The sequence below is a fragment of the Streptococcus humanilactis genome (genome assembly GCF_019448275.1).
Lineage (GTDB): Bacteria > Bacillota > Bacilli > Lactobacillales > Streptococcaceae > Streptococcus > Streptococcus humanilactis.
In genome coordinates this window covers 862,288-880,851 of the sequence record NZ_JAHXBZ010000001.1, presented here as the reverse complement: position 1 = coordinate 880,851, position 18,564 = coordinate 862,288, and the positions used below count along the sequence as shown (strand labels likewise).

The window sequence follows — 18,564 nt, the reverse complement described above, 5'->3', positions numbered from 1 at the left end:
AGATAGAAATTTATAGAGGATTAAAGTTGAAAAAAACAATTGTTTTGGGAGCGGATAATAATTATCGTGATAAGTTAGAAACAGTTATCAAGTCGCTCTGTTTCTATAATAGAGATTTGAAATTTTACATTTTTAATGAAGATATCCCTAAAGAGTGGTTTTATCTGATGGATAAGAGATTAGAGAAAATAAACTGTGAAATTTTGAATATAAAAATTGATGCAGAAGAAGTAAAGCATTTTTCTACTCCTGATAAACACATCAAGTATATGACTTATTTTCGATATTTTATTGCAGAATTTGTCAAGGAAGATAGAGCCTTGTATTTAGACTGTGATATGGTTGTTAACGGGAATATAGATCCGTTATTTCAGAAAGATTTCGAAGAAAATTATATAATCGCCGTTCCAGATGGGTGGTATAACAATATTTTTAATGCAGGGATGATGATGGTAAATGTTCATAAGTGGAAAACTGATAATATTTGTCAAAATCTTTTAGAGTTAACTGCAGAAAAACATCAAGAAGTTTATGGGGATCAGGGAGTCTTAAATCTGTTATTTGAAAATAAGTGGAAGAAAGTATCTCCTCATTATAATTTTATGGTTGGGCTTGATACCTTAGCTTATTGGGCTCAAAAGCCAGAGTGGTTTTTAAATAGTTGGGATGAAACCTATAAACCTGCTATTATCCATTTTGAAGGTAAAGATAAACCTTGGAATGATTCATCAAAAACAAGATATAGAGAATTGTGGTGGTTTTACAATGGTTTGGATTGGCAAATAATTTTATCGCAAGTTGATAGTAAACCAACTACGTTTAGTGAAATTGCATCAGTTTGCTTATTTCATACGGCTATTTTTACAGATACACAAGATTTGGAACACATAGAATACCTAGTAGAAAACCTCTCTAATGTTCACTTTCACATTTTTGCCCATAGTTATTTTGGACCGAGAGTACAAGTACTGAACACCTTTAAAAATGTATCTCTTTACCCCAATTATACACCGTATCAATCTCAAGAAATCCTGAGTAAGTTAGATTTTTATTTAGATATAAATCATAATCAAGAAATAGATAATATTATTTCAAAAGTTCACCACTTATCGAAACCAATATTTGCTTTTGAGAATACGAGTCATGATACAAATAATCAAAGTCAGATATTGTCTTCATCAGAGCCAAAGGAAATGGTAAAAGTTATTAAACAATTTTTAGGAGAGTAATGGTACAGGTAATGAATGAATTAATTAGTATTATAGTTCCAATATATAATGTTGAAGAGTACTTGCAAGAGTGCTTGGATAGTATTCAAAAACAAACTTATACGAATTTTGAATGTATCATGATTAATGATGGTTCTACAGATAATTCGAAACAAATAGCAGAAGAGTATCTAGTGGATAGTCGCTTTAAGCTAATCAATCAAAGTAATCAAGGCCTAAGTTCGGCTAGAAATACAGCAATCAAACATCTTAGCGCTAATTCTTCTTTTGTGAGTTTTGTGGATAGTGATGATTATATTCATTCTACATTCTTAGAAAAAATGACGGCACAAATTGAAGAAGGTGTTGATATTATAGAGGGATTGTTTGAACATTATCATGATGGAAATATCTATTATTTTCCTCAATCTGGGCCATATAAAGTAGTTCTAGAAACTACGGTAGAAAAGTTAGAGTATCTAGCATTAGAAAAAAATAGAAATAGTTCCTGTGGGAAATTAATTCGAAGAAAAATTTTGCACGGTAGTTTTTTTCCGGAAGGATGGATTTTTGAAGATTTAGCAGTCGTACCAGAGTTCGTAACCATTTCAAATAAATGGGTTAAAATACAGGAGACTGTGTATACTTATAGAATTCGTGAGAACTCTATTATTACAAGTTCGTTTTCAGAGAAAGATTTAGATATATTTAAAATTTTTGAAAAATTTGATTGTTTTTTCAAAGACGAGTCACTTAACATAAAAATTTGGGCAGAAAAATTAAAACTGCTACATATAAATTATAGAAGTGAGAAAGTACCTGCTCAGTATATAGAGAAATATCAAAAAGAAAAAGAAAAAATATTATCACAAATCGAAGAGTATGAAAAGGGGGAACTGATAAGTATTATCGTACCCATTTACAATGTTGAAAATTATTTGAGACAGTGTTTGGATAGTATCCTGAATCAGACGTATCAAAATTTTGAGTGTTTATTAATAAATGACGGTTCGCCAGATAACTCTGCTGATATTTGTAGAGAGTATGTCTCTAAAGATTCTCGTTTTCGTTATTTTGAAAAAGAAAATGGTGGAGTTTCTTCAGCGCGTAACCTAGGTATTGAACATTCTAAAGGAGAGTATATTACTTTTATTGATTCGGATGATTGGGTAGATTCTGATTATTTAGAAGTACTTTATAATTCACTTGTGGATGAGAGAGCAGATATAGCTATTTCTACTTATAAACAATTTAATATGGATGATAATTGTTATTATGTCCATTCTTATCAGAGAGGATATGAAAAACGAATTTTTGAAAAATATCAGTTGATTGAAGAATTACCTGTTTTGGAGCGGTATGACCAATCTTATGGCTTAACGTTTGGGAAAATAATATCAAAAAAGGCTTTGGGAATAATTAGGTTTAATGAGTATACCACTTTATGTGAAGATATGGAATTTTGGTATAAATTATATCTTGTTTCAAATAAAATAATATATATAAACAAAGATACTTATAATTATAGGAAGTATGAAAACGCTAGTTTGAAACATATTGATGCTAAGAACAAGTATAGTGATATCCAACAACGGTTAAGTTTTATTTCTATTTTAGCTACTAATGGTAGAAATATACGAGGTTATATAGAGAATTTGCTTATTCACTTAGAAATTAGTCTAGATGAATTAAAAAATAGTAACCAAGAATCAGATGCAACTTATAGATGGCTTGAGGAGATACTGTTTTTATTTAAGGTAGCTGAGTAGAGTGAGTGAACAGAGGAAAAGTTTATTTTGGTCATACATCTAAATCATTTATATAAGTCAAAATGCTTTCAATTATTGATAATTGTATATTGAAATACAGAAAATCATGAGGAAGAAATTTTAAAAAATACTAGTTTAATTATTTTTTTATTCTATTATAAATTTTTATGACTACAGTCGTGGTTTATTATCCTTTATTAAGCAATGACACCTAGAAATTTAAATTTGTTGTTGCACCTTAAACACAACGAAAGGAATTAATTAGAAATATGAAAATCCATATTACCAATTTATATGGAATGGCTAGAGAAAGTACAGCAACCATTGCTCAAAATGCTGTCCAAAAAATTGCCACTCAACTAGGATTTAGAGAGTTAGGGATTTATTTTTACCATGCATCAGCTGAAACTGTAGAAGAGAGAAGTAGAAGATTAGACGGGATTCTAGCAAGTGTTTCAATGGGAGATGTGGTCATTTTTCAAACACCTACTTGGAATGGTCTAGAGTTTGAAAGAGAGTTTTTAAGTAAGTTGAAACTTCTCAATGTGAAAATCATAGTATTTGTTCATGATGTGATTCCTCTAATGTTTAAAGCAAATGGATTTCTGATGCAGGATTACATCAATCTATACAACATGGCAGATAGTATCATCTTACCATCAGAAGCTATGAAAGAGAAACTGCTTCAAAATGGCTTGAATGTTAAAAAAATCATTTTTCAAAGAATGTGGGATCATCCTCATGATTTGGACTTACATGAACCTATATTTAAAAAAGAAATCTATTTTGCAGGAAATTTAAGCCGTTTCCCAGAATTAAAAACATGGGAGGGGACAGTTCCGCTAACTGTATTTTCAAATGAAGAACAACTTTCTTTATCAAATCAAGTTCATATTGCGGGCTGGAAGACTGATGAAGAAATGCTCTTAGAGTTATCAAAAGGTGGATTTGGACTGGTTTGGACTACACATCAAAATGAGGAACAAAATATCGATTATTACAGTATAAATGTTTCTTATAAGTTGAGTACTTATTTAGCTGCAGGGATTCCTGTCATTATTCCTGCTACCTTGTCTAACTCGGACTTTATAGTAGAGCAAGGATTGGGATTTGTAGTTGATAACTTAGAGGAAGCAAGCCATTTGGTAGAACAGCTATCAGAAGAAGCCTATCTTCAAATGTCTAGTAGAGTACGTTATTTTTCCTTTTTACTAAGTCAAGGTTTTTATGCAAAACAGTTCTTATTGCAAGCAGTTTTTGAATTAGGAATTAGTAACAATCAAACATCACGAGGTATTCGACTATTGACAGTTACAAATAGTCAGGATTTAGAACAAATTGAATATCTAGTAGAACAGCTTCCTGAGTGTGATTTTAACATTGCTGCTAGAACTCTTATGGGACCACGATTGACAAACTTGGCCGAGAAAGAAAATGTCTATCTATATCCAGTCTCAGATTCAGAAAAGATTGACAAACTATTAGACAAGACGGATCTGTATTTGGATATTAACTATGGTGGGGAAGTAGATGGTGTATTTAATGGTTTATTAGAAAAAAATATTCCTAGCTTTGCCTTTTATAAAACACAAAATGGAGAAAAAGGCCAGTATCTCTTTTCTATCAAAAATGTTGATGCTATGGTAGCTGCAATAAGGAATTATGCAGAAACAAAACAATTGCCCAATAAACCATTTGATTTTGAAGTGCAGACTATAGATGAAACGCTGGATTATATTCTGGAGCATCAATCTTCAATCGCTCGCTTTGGTGATGGAGAGGCTGCAATCATGCTAGGACAATCTATTAATTATCAGAAATCTGATCCTAAACTTGCAGAAGAATTGAAATTTATTGTCAAGCAACAAAGTAATCCGCAGCTAGTGATTGGTTTACAAGAAGGTATAAAAAACCGTTTTAGCTTTGTTCCAGAAGCACTTGCCTTTTGGCGTCAATACTTAGAGGATTATGAAGAGTTTTATTTAGAGTATTGTCATAACCCTTGGTATGGCTCAACTTTTATTTCCAGACCTTATATTGATTTTTTAGATAAATCAAAATCAGAATCACAGTTTGAGAAGTTAAAAAAAATCTGGAAGGGAAGAGATATCCTGATAGTGGAAGGCTATACTTCTAGATCAGGAATGGGAAATGATTTATTTGATGGTGCTAAGAGCATCAAGAGAATTATTTGCCCGTCTAGAAATGCCTACTCAAAGAAAACTGAAATCATGGAGGAAATACTCAAGCACTCTGAAGGTTGTTTGATATTATTAATGTTGGGTCCAACAGCAAAAGTATTAGCTTATCAACTCGCTTCTAAAGGGATTCAAGCTATTGATATTGGACATATAGATTCTGAGTATGAATGGATGCAAATGGGCGCGGAAAAGAAAGTCTTATTGAGAAACAAGCATACCGCAGAATTTAATCTAGATACAGAAATAGAGTTAGCAAATGATGATGAATACTTGAGTCAAATTGTCGCTGACTTGAGTGAAGAATAGTATTGGATATGGTATTTCGGAGGAGAGATGACATCAGAAAGACTTGCAATCGTTTTGATTGCTGATCAAGCTTATACAGAACAATTGGCTGTGACTATGAAGTCTATCATGTATCACAATAAATCAGTTGATTTTTATATCATTAACCAAGGCATTATGCCTGACTGGTTTAGAAAAATAAGACGCATTGTAAAAATGTTGGGAGGGAATGTATACAGTATTCCATTTGATATGGGGAAGATCTCATCTCAATTAGAAACGTCATCTTCTAGTAGTCTAATGCCCTATGCTAAGTATTTTATTGCAGATCTAGTGGATAGGGAGAAGGTTCTCTATCTTGATAGTGATACCCTTGTAAATGGTCCTTTAAAGTCGATTTTGTCTACGGATTTAGAAGGATTTCCAGTAGCTGCTGTAAAGGATATAGATGGCAGTTTTAATACCGGGGTTCTGCTTATTGATGCTGTTAAATGGAGAGATTTAAGTATTTCGACTAAGTGCTTAGAACTACATGCAAATTTGGAAAATGAACAGTTGGAATCAGAAACCTCCAAGAATGTCCATAGAGTTCTTAACCAGATCTTTAAGGATAATTGGTTGGAGTTGGATAAGCGATTCAATGTTCAGGTTGGTCATGATATCGTAGCATTTTATAGTAACTGGCAAGACCATTTTTATATGAAGGATAGTCCTCTTATTATTCATTACACAACCTATAGAAAGCCCTGGAATAGTTCGACATCATACAGATATAGAGAAAAATGGTGGGAATTTTATAATTTAGAACTTTCTCAAGTTTTAGCACATCACCTAGGGGAATTTTCTTTGCAAAAAGAAAAGCAAGGATTAGATTTCTTTACATTAACAGAAACAGAACAATTTGAAGGAATTGAACATTTAGCCAGTACCTTTCCAGAGCATCGTTTTCATATAGCTGCCTATACGGTGTTCGGACCATGGCTAAGTGCTCTGGGTAAAAGAGATAATATTTATCTACATCCTGAGTGTACCCCAGCTACTTTTGATCAACTACTAGAAAATATGGATGCTTATCTTAATATCAATCATGGGGATATAGATGAGGCGATTTTGGAAAGAATGAGTGAGATGAATAAGCCTATTTTTTCCTTTTATGCTACTCATAAAGGGAATGTACCTCAATATCTTTTTCTAAGACAGGAGTTAGAAAAAATGGAGGATGCGATCCGTTTATTCTATGAAATTGGAGCCGATAAATTTCGTCAAACATTTAAACAAGAAGAATTATTTGATATTTCAGTCATGTCTATAGATGAAACCTTGGATGAACTTTTGGAAACGGAGAAATCCTTGGTTCGATTTGGGGATGGTGAGTTCAACTTGATAAATGGAAATAGTATCGCATATCAGGAGTATCAAGAAGATTTAGCTCAAGAAATGAGAGAAATATTGTTACATGCAGATGATACAGAAAATAAAGTATTAATTTGTTTACCAGAGATTTTTGAGATATTTAAGGGAAGTTTTCTCCAAAATGAAGATTCAGAAAAATTTTGGAAACAAGTTTTGGATGATTATGGAAGATTTTTCCAAGAGACTTGTCGGGCAAAAGTATATGGTTCAACTTGGATTTCAAGACCCTACATTGATAATAAAGATAAGAGTCATGCTATTACTCAATTTGAAAAAATCAAATCTTTATTTGAGAATAAAGATATACTCATTGTTGAGGGAGCAACTACGCGATCAGGAGTTGGTAATGACTTATTTAACAATGTTCTTTCCATAAAACGCATTATTTGCCCTTCTCACCATGCTTTTTCAAAGGTGGATGCTATTCAGCAAGCCATTCTAGATCATGCGTCAGGACGAATAATTTTACTTATGCTTGGGCCGACGGCTAAAATATTGGCTTATCGCTTATCTCAATTAGGGTATCGTGCCTTAGATCTTGGACATATTGATCCAGAGTATGAATGGATGAAAATGGGGGCAGAGACAAAGGTACAACTAAAACATAAGCATACAGCAGAATTTAATTTTGACCAGGGAATTGAATTTGTAGAGGATGAAGACTATAATAGTCAAATTGTTGTAGATTTGTCTAAGTAGAAAGGTGTAAATATATGGATTTTCCATTAATATCAATTGTTGTCCCTGTCTATAATGTTGAAGAATATATAGAACATTGTATTCATAATATTTTATCGCAGACCTATAGGAATTTGGAAGTTATTATTGTGAATGATGGCAGTTTAGATGATAGTATCAAGATTGCAAAAGAATTAACAAAAGATGATTCACGTTTTATCTATATTGATAAGGAAAATGGTGGACAGTCGGATGCACGTAATGTGGGTTTGGATTGTGCTAGTGGAGATTATATCTTTTTCTGCGATCCAGACGACTTTATGTTCGAGAAAACTATCGAAAACTTGTACTATGCTAGTGTTTTGACAAATGCCGATATTGTTGTAGGATCATTTTGCCGATTTGATGAAGGGATGTTTTATTTTTATCCAGTCCCAAAAGAAGAACTACTGTATCCAGTGAGCTCTAAGGAAGCCATTATGGGAATGGATGATGAGGAAGATTATACTCTTCTTCGTTATTCGGCTGTATGGGGTAAGTTATTTAAAAAGAATTTGTTTGAGACAATCCGTTTTCCTAAAGGAAAATATGCAGAAGATCAATTTATCATGTGGAAATTATATCTTGCAAGTAAAGTGATTATTCGCTATCAGTCAGATGTCTATGCCTATAGGGTGAATTACAAGGGATTGACGCAAAATTATAGTCTATCTCACTTGGATTTTATTGAGGCGATTGAGGAGCGTATCCAGGCATTAATGGAAATGCCCGAATTGGGTTATCCTATGGAGTTGGCATTCAAGCAGTATAAGTTTGCTTTGAATAGGAATATTTCTATGTTAGAAGAGAGTGGATTTGTTCAAGAAGAAGCAACAGTGCGCGAAAAGTTGGAACATGCTGAGAATGGGGATTACCTATTTTAAAAAAAATAAAAGAGAGTGAAAGATGGAAAATCAATTAATCAGTATTATTGTGCCGGTTTATAATGTTGAAGAGTATCTTAAACAATGTTTAGATAGCATTTTAGAGCAGACTTTTAGTAATTATGAAGTTATTCTGGTAAATGATGGTTCGACAGATAGCTCAGGCCTCATTTGTCAAGAATACGCTGAAAAAGATTCACGTATTCGTTATTTTGAAAAAGAAAATGGTGGTCTTTCTGATACTCGAAATTATGGAATTGGACAGGCGCAGGGAGAATACCTTACTTTTGTTGATTCGGATGATTTTTTAGATAAAATGCATCTGAATGTTCTTTATACTGCATTAGTAAGCAATAATGTAGACATCTCTATCGTAAACTATTCTAATTATCAGACCTCTACTGCTACTTTCTATCTTCATACATTTGGAGAGTACTATGAAAAAAATTATAGTTCAGAAGAATTATTAGATAATTTAGCTATTCTTGAAAGAAATGATTTGTCGTTTTCTACTATATGGGGAAAATTGTACAAGAGGAGTGTATTTTCATTTTTACGCTTCCCCAAAGGTGTTATAGGTGAAGATGTTGCATTAATCTATAAAATTTACACTCAAGTAGACAAAATTGTATATGCTCACAAAGACACTTATGTTTATAGAGAAAATGACTCTGGAATAACTAAGAGCAAAATTTATCCTTTAGTCACTGCTCAACTAAATCATGTAGCAGAACGTCTAGCTCTTTTAGCTATTATGGGATATGATGTGACGAAGCATTTTGATCGTTATATAACCTTTTTGAAAATTACGGAATATAATATGAGAATGATTTGGGGTATGGAAGATACAGAAACATATCGCCATATTAAGGAAAATTTAATATTGATTTCTCAGGATGAGAACTAGATAGTGAGAGGGAATAATATGAGAGAAACTCAGATAAGCATCATAGTACCAGTGTACAATGTAGAACCATATCTTCGGCAATGTTTAGACAGTATTTTAGGACAAACTTTTACAAATTTTGAGGTACTTCTGATAAATGACGGATCTCCTGATTCTTCAGGGGATATTTGTAGAGAGTATGTTGCAAAAGATAGTCGCTTTCATTATTTTGAAAAGGAGAATGGGGGATTATCTGATGCTCGTAATTACGGAATAGAAAGGGCTCAGGGAGAATACCTGACTTTTATTGATTCGGATGATTTTGTAAATGAAAAACATCTTGAGAATTTGTTTTTGGCGAGTAGATTGACTAATGCCGATATCACGATAGGAGGTTTCTCTCGTTTTGAGAATGGAACTTTTTGGCTATACCAGGATCACTTTTCTAGTGATTCTCTGGTATCATTTACGAGTGCTCAAGCTATTCAACACCTAGATTCTATGTTTGATGTTCCCTTTTTAAATTTTTCTATTGTTTGTGGAAAATTATTTAAACGAGATTTATTCAAGGAACTTCGTTTTCAGTACGGAAAGTATGCAGAGGACCAATTTATTATATGGAAGTTATATTTGAAGGCTCGTAGTATATACACCTTTAACGTCGATTCGTATGTATATCGTATTAATAATACTGGAATGTCGAGTGTATTTTCTTTAAAACATTTAGATTATATTGATGCATTAGAAGAAAGAATAAAATTTACTAAGGATATTGATGGTATCGATATCGGTCTTTCTTTTAATATGTATCGTTATGTTCTAAAGAGAAATCTAGACCAGTTAGAGGAGCATCAATTTCTAGATGAGGCATCTCAGATCCGTAGAAAATTAGAGTTAGCAGAACGAGAGGAGTACCCGTTTTTATTTGACGAATCTTATAGTGATATGGGAGGACCTAAAGAATTAATTAGCATTATTGTCCCAATCTATAATGTCGAGAGCTATCTTCGAATGTGTTTGGATAGTATTGAACACCAAACCTATTCAAATATAGAAGTTTTATTGATAAATGATGGTTCACCAGATTCATCTGGAGAAATTTGTCAAGAATATGTTGCTAGAGATAGTAGATTCAGATATTTTGAAAAGGAAAATGGAGGACTATCTGATGCACGAAATTATGGTATTGAAAGATCAAATGGTATGTATCTAACCTTTGTTGATTCAGATGATTGGGTTGAACCAACATATATTGATGATATGTATCAAGCTGCTTTAAAAAATGATTCTGAAATCGTTGTTTCAAACTATACACAATTTGACGTTAAAGAAAACCATTATTTAGTTCATGTATGGGATGACTATTATGAGGAAACATATGAAAGGAAAGAGTTAATTAATCGACTCCCTTTGTTGGAACGACGTGATTATTCTTTTATAACGAGTTGGGGAATTCTTTTTAGTCGAAGCTTATTTGATAATATTCAGTTTCCAAAAGGTAAACTTATAGAAGACGGTCGAACAAATTATAAATTATTTGCGAAATCATCTTGCAGTACTTATATTAATAAATCTTTGTATATATATAGGATAGGTAAAGAAGGAAGCATTATTAATACAGTAACTGAAAAGCTCTTAATAGACAAGTTAGAGTATGTATTAGAACGTTTGGCTATCTATACCATAAAGGGATGGAATAGTTTTGATGAAAAGGAAAACACTTTAGGATACATAAGAAAGGGATGGGAAGAAGCAAAAGAAGCTGGTCTACAAGATACTGAAATTTTTAGGAGATATACAGAAATATTGAACCTTATAGATAATGATTAAAAGAATTAAGGAGGTCCAATGAACTGATAGTGGATAAAAATAATCTATTTGATTCACTAATATAGTACTTTTTCATTATTTCCCTGAGGGAGTTAGAGGCAGATTTTTTCTGCTTTTTTTGTTATAATGGTAACGTGGAAAATCAATAAAAAATTTTATAATACCTGATGGTGTATTGATTATAAATTACTCAGTAGAAATAGACTAGAAACGAGTTTTAGAGAGTAGGATTGAACATGAGAAATATTTTTTCATCTATCGCAGTTAAAAAAGGTCTAGCGACATTATTTTTTATATTCATATTTATAGTGGGGAGTAGATTAACCCTTCCCTTTGTAGATATGAATAATAGGGAATTCTTAGGAGGGACAGCTGCTTATTTGGCTTTTTCTACAGCAATGACAGGTGGAAATTTGAGAAGTTTATCCTTGTTTTCAGTAGGGCTATCTCCCTGGATGTCTTCGATGATTTTATGGCAGATGCTTTCTTTTTCAAAAAAATTAAATCTGGTATCTGGAGCTATTGAGATACAAAATAGAAGACAGATGTACTTAACCTTGTTTATTGCTTTGATTCAAGCATTAGCTATTTCTCTAAATCTACCAATTCAATCAAATGTACCTAAAATATTGGTTATCGTCCTCAATACCTGTCTGTTGATAGCGGGTGCTTTTTTCTTGGTGTGGTTATCAGACATCAATGCAACGGTAGGTATCGGGGGCTCTATGATTATTTTATTGATTGGAATGGTTTTAAACATTCCTCAAGATTTGATTGAAACGTTTCGGACTGTTCCCATACCTCTTTTTGTTTTAATCGGTTTGATTATTATGGGGATTGTTTTCACTTATCTGGTAGCTCTGCTTTATCGTGCTCGTTATCGTATAGCCGTTCATAAGATTGGTCTGCATAATCGTTTTAAGAGATATTCTTATTTTGAGATTATGCTCAATCCTGCTGGGGGGATGCCTTTTATGTATGTAATGACTTTTTTGAGTTTACCGACTTATATGTTGTTATTATTACAGACGATCTTTCCGGAAAATCTACTTTTCACTGAAATTTCATCTCAGTATACAATGGGGAAACCATTGTGGATTTATATGTATATGATTATTCTTTTTATTTTTAGTATAGCCTTTGCTTTTGTAAATATGAGTGGGGAACAAATTTCAGATCGAATGAAGAAATCAGGGGAATACATTTATGGAGTCTATCCGGGTGAAGAAACGAGTCGTTTCATCAATCGATTGGTTCTTAGGTTTTCTCTTATTGGTGCTGTGTTTAATGTAGTAATGGCTGGGGGCCCGATGCTATTTGTATTAGTTGATGAGAAACTACTTAGAGTGGCAATGATTCCTGGTTTGTTTATGATGTTCGGAGGTATGATTTTCACGGTCAGAGATGAAGTGAAGGCTCTGAGATTAAACGAAACTTATAAACCATTGATTTAGGAGGGTGTCATGTATTATTTTATTCCAGCTTGGTATGGTTCAGAACGCCAGTGGCATGCGGATGTGATTCCTTGGTACCATTCACAATTTCGTTTTGAGTTTGATGATACCTTTAATCAAATACGTCTTTTTCAAAGACAAGGTATAGCATCTCGCTTATTGGTTCTATCTTATCAACCGCATTTGCGTTATTTTTTACATAGACAGGGTGTTTTAGAGACAGATGTCTACTCTGTTTTTGATGATATGCAAGATTTCTATGGACTGCATTCTCAGGTTCTTAACATTAGAGACATAGAGTGGGATAGTGATTGCCAATTTCTTTATAGTCCCTTTGCTATTATCGTGCAAAAAAACGGTAAAAAATATGCTCAGATAGAGCATGGAGTAGAGGGTTTTATTAGTGACATTCGGTATTTTGATCCAAATGGTCAGATGAGCAAGCGCTATATCATGGATGACAGAGGATTTGTATCTAGTGTAATCTATTTTGAGGATGGACAAGCTATTTATCAAGACTATCTGGATCCTAAAGGAATTTGGCGATTTAGGGAGTATATTCAAGAGGAAGGTAGAATAGAGATCAATCCTATTTTTGCCTATCGATTTAAATTGCTTAAATATCGAAATATGGAGCATTTGGTGGCAGAATTTTTTGATAAATATTTGAAAAAAAATCAGAAAAAGCAAGATATTTTTATCATTCCGTCGCATCCTTACCATGATCAGTTTATCTTTGATCATATTCCAAGTACTAATCCTAAAATTTTGAGTCTCTTTATCAATCGTAATTCACAGAATACCTTTAGAGAGTTATCAGTATCGGTTGACCGAGCTAGTTTGGTGTTAGTGGATAGAGAGGATAGTTTACAACTTTTGCAGGAACTATATCCTGAACTTTCTAATAAATTTTACCATCTCTCTCCTTTTGATACACGCTTACGTCTGGGACGAAGTCAAACTCGAAAGGAATCAATCATTTACTATCAACTTGATTTCAACGAAGAAATTGATAGGGAAGCATTGACTCAAGTTTTGTTATTTATTTCAGAAACTAAAAATACAGAGGTCATTTTTGGAGCCTTTTCTGCTAGTCAGGAACAAATTGAAGAAGTGGAATCACTTGTCAATGAAATCATTCAGGATCAAATCCATACGGATAGTTTAGAAAAAGGTCTAGATTATGGTGGGGCAGAAAATCCTTTAGAAGAAAATCAAGAGCAGGAACTACGTTTTCAATTTGTCAATATGAATGATGAGTTGGATTTGATTAAGACATTAGAGTTTGTTCGTTTGATTGTAGACTTGAATAAACAACCTCATCTCTATACTCAAATAGCAGGTATTAGTGCGGGAATTCCTCAGATTAATCGGGTTGAAACTGTTTATGTAGAACATTTGAAAAATGGCTATTTAATTTCAGATGTGATAGAGTTTTCAACGGCTGCACATTACTATATAGATAAATTGAAAGAATGGAATCAAGCATTAGTTTACTCTATTGATAAAATCAAGGAACATACTGGCCAACGTTTCTTAGATAAATTGCATCATTGGATTGAGGAGGTTACTGATGTCAAAGGACTATAAAATCCTACAGATAGGGATTGATAATTGGGCTCATCATTATGAAATTCCTAAAAATATGGATTGGTACTATCTCTGCCCCAACTCACCGCTAGCCCTCCGTAAAATGATGAAGATGGATAGCATCACAAATTTTCATGCAATCTTGATAGAAGATGGTCAATATATAAGAGATTTATTGCCTTTTGTGCACCATATCGAACCCTATACTCTACTTTATAGTCAAGATTTTCAAACGTCAGATTTGGGCATTCTTGATTGCTTAAAAAAGCGGTGTGCTCAGGCTGTAGACTTCTCAGATCCTCAGCAATTAATCAATGATTTGTCCACTTCTCTCTTTGGTGGAGGTTACGGTGATAAACTATTTCCATCTGGTATCCAAATTCATCCCTCCTTTGAAGGAGCTATTTCTTATCAAGGATTTGAACACGTGACTTTGGAAGGGCATTTTGGAGAGGATTTCCAACAACTAGCTTACTGGCCTTATAATTTTATGGTCTATAAAAACTTACCCATAGAACTATGGTTAGAGTACGAAAAACAAGGAAATTGTGAATTTCGGATAGTGGTTCGCAAGATATGGGATGGTTCAGTAGATGAATTTTTTGAAGAGAAAATATATCTAGAAGCTGATTTAGAAAAAGCTATTATTATGGATAGTAAAGAGGCTAATTATTTGATATATATATCGATTGAAGGGAGTGGCGAAGGCAAACTTCAATTGGGAAATCTTCATCAGCGCTGGAGTCGAAAACAGTTTGGGAAGTTTGTTTTAGGGGGAAATATCATACATGATGGTAAACGTGATGAGATTAATTATTTCTTCCATCCAGGAGATTTTAAACCTCCCTTGGCTGTTTATTTTTCGGGTTTTCGTCCTGCCGAGGGGTTTGAGGGGTATTGGATGATGAAAAATTTAGGATGTCCTTTTCTTCTATTCTCAGATCCTCGTCTCGAGGGAGGAGCCTTTTACCTTGGTAGCCAAGAATTAGAGAATAAGATTAAGGAAACCATTCAATATTATTTGGATTATCTTGGTTTGACATCTAAAGATTTGATTTTATCTGGCCTTTCCATGGGAACTTTTCCGTCACTTTATTATGGAGCCGCTTTTGAACCGCGTGCAGTTATTGTCGGGAAGCCACTAGCTAATATTGGAACTATTGCAAGACGAGGGCGTTTAGAGGCACCAGGAGTATTTAATACAGGATTTGATGTTCTGAGACATCAGACGGGCGGAGTTAGTCCCCAACATATGAAAGATTTGGATCAGACATTTTGGAATGTTTTTAAAGAGGCTGATTTCACCCAGACAATTTTTGGCTTGTCCTATATGAAGGATGAAGATATGGACAGCAAAGCCTACGATCAGTTAGTAGAACATCTTTGCCATACAGGGGCTAAGATTTTGTCTAAAGGTACGGATGGGCGACATAATGATGATACAAATACCAATGTGGTTTGGTTTCTACATTTTTATCGTATGATTTTGGAATCAGATTTTGGAAGAGGTAGTCAATGATTATTAAACAAAGACAAGGTATTCAGTGGGGAACAGTAGGAGCGACATTCATGTATGGAACTAGTCTTACCTATCATTCAGATTACCATATAAGTATTTATAATCCTTTAGTAAAATCAGGAGAAATCTTAAAAACTTGGTTTTCTAGTGTGAACTATCAAGCCTTTAGAACTCAGCCCAGTCTTCCCTTACTTAAAAGAAAACAGGATTATCAATTATGTATGGATTTTGAATGCTATCCTACAAATGGAGTCTATACAAAGATTGCATTTTTTGATAGATATGGGGATGTGATTGAAGAGAAAATTGAAAAAATGAAAGTCTTTGATTTTACCTATCCTGATGATACCTATACCTACCAAGTTTCTCTTCTGAGTGCTGGTTTTGAGTCCTTAGATTTCTATTCTTTTTCTATAAAGGAGACGAATCGTGTTTAAAGGTATATATCAAGATTTTCAACTTCGGAAAGTCAAAAGGCTTTTAAGAAAGATTAATGCCCTTAAAGGAAAGATGGAGTCTCTATCAGACCAGGAACTAGCTGCAAAAACAGTGGAGTTTCGTCAGCGCCTTGCTAAAGGAGAGACGGTAGATGATCTTCTAGTGGAAGCTTTTGCTGTTGTTCGTGAAGCGGATAAGCGAGTACTGGGAATGTTTCCCTATGATGTCCAAGTCATGGGAGGAATTGTTATCCATCAGGGAAATGTCGCTGAGATGAATACTGGTGAGGGGAAAACCTTGACAGCCACTATGCCTGTTTATCTCAATGCCCTGACAGGTAAAGGTACCATGCTGATTACCACTAATGACTATCTAGCTAAACGTGATGCTGAAGAGATGGGACAAGTGTATCGCTTCTTAGGATTGACAATTGGGGTACCTTTAACAGATGATCCAAAAGAGGAATTGACGTCAGAAGAGAAAAAAAGAATTTATGCATCAGATATCATCTATACAACTAATAGTAATTTAGGTTTTGATTATTTAAATGATAATCTGGCCTCAAATGAGGAAGGAAAATTTTTGCGTCCCTTTGATTACGTTATTATTGACGAGATTGATGATATCCTATTGGACAGCGCTCAGACACCTCTTATTATTGCGGGAGCTCCGCGTGTTCAGTCTAATCACTACGGTATTATTGATACGCTGGTAACGACTTTGGTAGAGGGGGAAGACTATATCTTTAAGGAGGAGAAGGATGAGGTCTGGCTCACTACCAAGGGGGCTAAAGCTGCTGAAAGCTTCTTAGGAATAGATCATTTTTATAAGGAAGAACATGCGGTTTTTGCTCGCCATTTAGTGTATGCGATTCGAGCCCATAAACTCTTTACAAAAGACAAAGACTATGTCATTCGTGGGAATGAAATGGTACTAGTGGATAAGGGCACAGGACGTTTAATGGAAATGACCAAACTGCAGGGAGGTCTCCATCAGGCAATTGAGGCAAAGGAACATGTCAAATTATCTCCAGAGACGCGGGCTATGGCCTCAATCACCTATCAGAGTCTTTTTAAAATGTTTAATAAGATATCTGGTATGACAGGGACAGGTAAGGTCGCAGAAAAAGAGTTTATTGAAACCTACAATATGTCTGTAGTACGCATTCCAACTAATCGTCCTAGACAACGGATTGACTATCCAGATAATCTCTATGTGACTTTACCTGAAAAAGTGTATGCTTCTTTGGAATACATCAAAGAATACCATGCTAAGGGGAATCCTTTGCTCGTTTTTGTAGGCTCAGTTGAAATGTCTCAACTCTATTCGTCACTCTTGCTTCGTGAAGGGATTGCCCATAATGTCCTAAATGCTAATAATGCGGCGCGTGAGGCTCAGATTATCTCCGAGTCAGGTCAGATGGGAGCTGTAACAGTGGCTACCTCTATGGCAGGACGTGGTACGGATATCAAGCTTGGTAAAGGAGTCGCAGAGCTTGGGGGCTTGATTGTTATTGGAACGGAGCGGATGGAAAGCCAACGGATTGACCTGCAAATTCGTGGCCGTTCTGGCCGTCAGGGTGATCCTGGTATGAGTAAGTTTTTTGTATCCTTAGAGGACGATGTTATCAAGAAATTTGGGCCATCTTGGGTGCATAAAAAGTACAAAGACTATCAAGTTAAAGATATGACACAACCAGAGGTTCTTAAGGGCCGCAAGTATCGGAAATTAGTTGAAAGAGCTCAGCATGCCAGTGATAGCGCTGGTCGCACTGCCCGTCGTCAGACCTTAGAGTATGCTGAGAGCATGAATATCCAACGCGATATGATTTATAAAGAAAGGAATCGTCTAATAGATGGTTCTCGTGACTTAGAGGATGTTGTGGATGAAATCATTGCTAGCTACATAGATCAAGTGACTTCTTCAGAATATGAAAGTCGAGAGTTACTCTTCCACTTTATTGTGACCAATATTAGTTTTCATATTAAAGAGGTTCCAGACTATGTAAATGTGGCTGACAAAACTGCAGTTCGTAGCTTTATGAAACAGGTGATTGATAAAGAACTTTCTGAAAAGAAAGCATTACTTGACCAACATGGTCTGTATGAACAGTTTTTACGACTCTCTATGCTCAAGGCTATTGATGATAACTGGGTAGAGCAGGTAGACTATCTCCAACAGTTATCTATGGCTATCGGTGGGCAGTCTGCTAGTCAGAAAAACCCGATCGTAGAGTATTATCAAGAAGCCTACGCGGGCTTTGAAGCTATGAAAGAACAAATCCGTGCGGATATGGTGCGTAATCTCCTGATGGGGCTGGTTGAAGTCACTCCTAAGGGTGAGATTATGACTCATTTCCCATAAAAAGAG

The 18,564-nt window shown here is 34.5% G+C and carries 12 protein-coding genes and 1 pseudogene; all 13 read left to right on the top strand.

Going from position 1 to position 18,564, the window contains the following annotated elements:
* Positions 1 to 26 precede the first annotated feature (26 nt).
* The 13 genes and pseudogenes from KV696_RS04130 (at position 27) to secA2 (ending at position 18,558) form a co-directional block, all read left to right on the top strand.
* Positions 27 to 1,229, top strand: a complete 1,203-nt coding sequence (locus KV696_RS04130; protein WP_258318550.1) for a glycosyltransferase — start codon at positions 27 to 29, stop codon at positions 1,227 to 1,229.
* Positions 1,229 to 1,687, top strand: a pseudogene (locus KV696_RS10450) (glycosyltransferase family 2 protein); the annotation flags it as partial. The gene KV696_RS04130 and the pseudogene KV696_RS10450, both read left to right, overlap by 1 nt.
* A gap of 393 nt (positions 1,688 to 2,080) precedes the next feature.
* Positions 2,081 to 2,977, top strand: a complete 897-nt coding sequence (locus tag KV696_RS10445; RefSeq protein WP_373688300.1) for a glycosyltransferase family 2 protein — start codon at positions 2,081 to 2,083, stop codon at positions 2,975 to 2,977.
* A gap of 269 nt (positions 2,978 to 3,246) precedes the next feature.
* Complete coding sequence (locus KV696_RS10540; RefSeq protein ID WP_219966935.1) at positions 3,247 to 5,484, top strand: SP_1767 family glycosyltransferase; 2,238 nt, start codon at positions 3,247 to 3,249, stop codon at positions 5,482 to 5,484.
* A gap of 27 nt (positions 5,485 to 5,511) precedes the next feature.
* The gene (locus tag KV696_RS04115; protein WP_219966934.1) at positions 5,512 to 7,575 is read left to right on the top strand and encodes an SP_1767 family glycosyltransferase; all 2,064 of its coding nucleotides are present in this window, start codon (positions 5,512 to 5,514) and stop codon (positions 7,573 to 7,575) included.
* Between the two features lie 14 nt (positions 7,576 to 7,589).
* Positions 7,590 to 8,477 carry a glycosyltransferase family 2 protein gene (locus KV696_RS04110; protein WP_219966933.1) on the top strand — a complete coding sequence of 296 codons (888 nt, stop codon included), beginning with the start codon at positions 7,590 to 7,592 and terminating at the stop codon, positions 8,475 to 8,477.
* Between the two features lie 22 nt (positions 8,478 to 8,499).
* Positions 8,500 to 9,384, top strand: a complete 885-nt coding sequence (locus tag KV696_RS04105) for a glycosyltransferase family 2 protein (RefSeq protein ID WP_219966932.1) — start codon at positions 8,500 to 8,502, stop codon at positions 9,382 to 9,384.
* Positions 9,385 to 9,402: 18 nt separating this feature from the next.
* The gene (locus KV696_RS04100) at positions 9,403 to 11,193 is read left to right on the top strand and encodes a glycosyltransferase family 2 protein (protein ID WP_219966931.1); all 1,791 of its coding nucleotides are present in this window, start codon (positions 9,403 to 9,405) and stop codon (positions 11,191 to 11,193) included.
* Positions 11,194 to 11,429: 236 nt separating this feature from the next.
* Positions 11,430 to 12,647 (top strand): accessory Sec system protein translocase subunit SecY2, encoded by a 1,218-nt coding sequence (gene secY2, locus KV696_RS04095; RefSeq protein WP_219966930.1) that lies wholly within the window; start codon positions 11,430 to 11,432, stop codon positions 12,645 to 12,647.
* 9 nt (positions 12,648 to 12,656) lie between these two features.
* On the top strand, positions 12,657 to 14,237 hold the full coding sequence (asp1, locus tag KV696_RS04090; protein WP_219966929.1) for an accessory Sec system protein Asp1: 1,581 nt from the start codon (positions 12,657 to 12,659) through the stop codon (positions 14,235 to 14,237).
* Complete coding sequence (asp2, locus tag KV696_RS04085; RefSeq protein WP_219966928.1) at positions 14,221 to 15,756, top strand: accessory Sec system protein Asp2; 1,536 nt, start codon at positions 14,221 to 14,223, stop codon at positions 15,754 to 15,756. Before asp1 ends, asp2 begins: the two co-directional genes overlap by 17 nt.
* A complete protein-coding gene (gene asp3 / locus KV696_RS04080; protein WP_219966927.1) occupies positions 15,753 to 16,193 on the top strand; it encodes an accessory Sec system protein Asp3 in 441 nt (146 codons plus the stop codon). The genes asp2 and asp3 overlap by 4 nt, the downstream gene beginning before the upstream one ends.
* Positions 16,186 to 18,558 carry an accessory Sec system translocase SecA2 gene (gene secA2 / locus KV696_RS04075; protein WP_219966926.1) on the top strand — a complete coding sequence of 791 codons (2,373 nt, stop codon included), beginning with the start codon at positions 16,186 to 16,188 and terminating at the stop codon, positions 18,556 to 18,558. The genes asp3 and secA2 overlap by 8 nt, the downstream gene beginning before the upstream one ends.
* Positions 18,559 to 18,564 lie beyond the last annotated feature (6 nt).

What these genes read in the sequence shown, in the direction of transcription:
- KV696_RS10540 (WP_219966935.1), top strand. Translation starts at nt 3,247, where the DNA reads ATGAAAATCCATATTACCAATTTATATGGAATGGCTAGAGAAAGTACA.
- secY2 (WP_219966930.1), top strand. Translation starts at nt 11,430, where the DNA reads ATGAGAAATATTTTTTCATCTATCGCAGTTAAAAAAGGTCTAGCGACA.
- KV696_RS04115 (WP_219966934.1), top strand. Translation starts at nt 5,512, where the DNA reads ATGACATCAGAAAGACTTGCAATCGTTTTGATTGCTGATCAAGCTTAT.
- KV696_RS04100 (WP_219966931.1), top strand. Translation starts at nt 9,403, where the DNA reads ATGAGAGAAACTCAGATAAGCATCATAGTACCAGTGTACAATGTAGAA.
- KV696_RS04105 (WP_219966932.1), top strand. Translation starts at nt 8,500, where the DNA reads ATGGAAAATCAATTAATCAGTATTATTGTGCCGGTTTATAATGTTGAA.
- KV696_RS04110 (WP_219966933.1), top strand. Translation starts at nt 7,590, where the DNA reads ATGGATTTTCCATTAATATCAATTGTTGTCCCTGTCTATAATGTTGAA.
- asp3 (WP_219966927.1), top strand. Translation starts at nt 15,753, where the DNA reads ATGATTATTAAACAAAGACAAGGTATTCAGTGGGGAACAGTAGGAGCG.
- asp1 (WP_219966929.1), top strand. Translation starts at nt 12,657, where the DNA reads ATGTATTATTTTATTCCAGCTTGGTATGGTTCAGAACGCCAGTGGCAT.
- asp2 (WP_219966928.1), top strand. Translation starts at nt 14,221, where the DNA reads ATGTCAAAGGACTATAAAATCCTACAGATAGGGATTGATAATTGGGCT.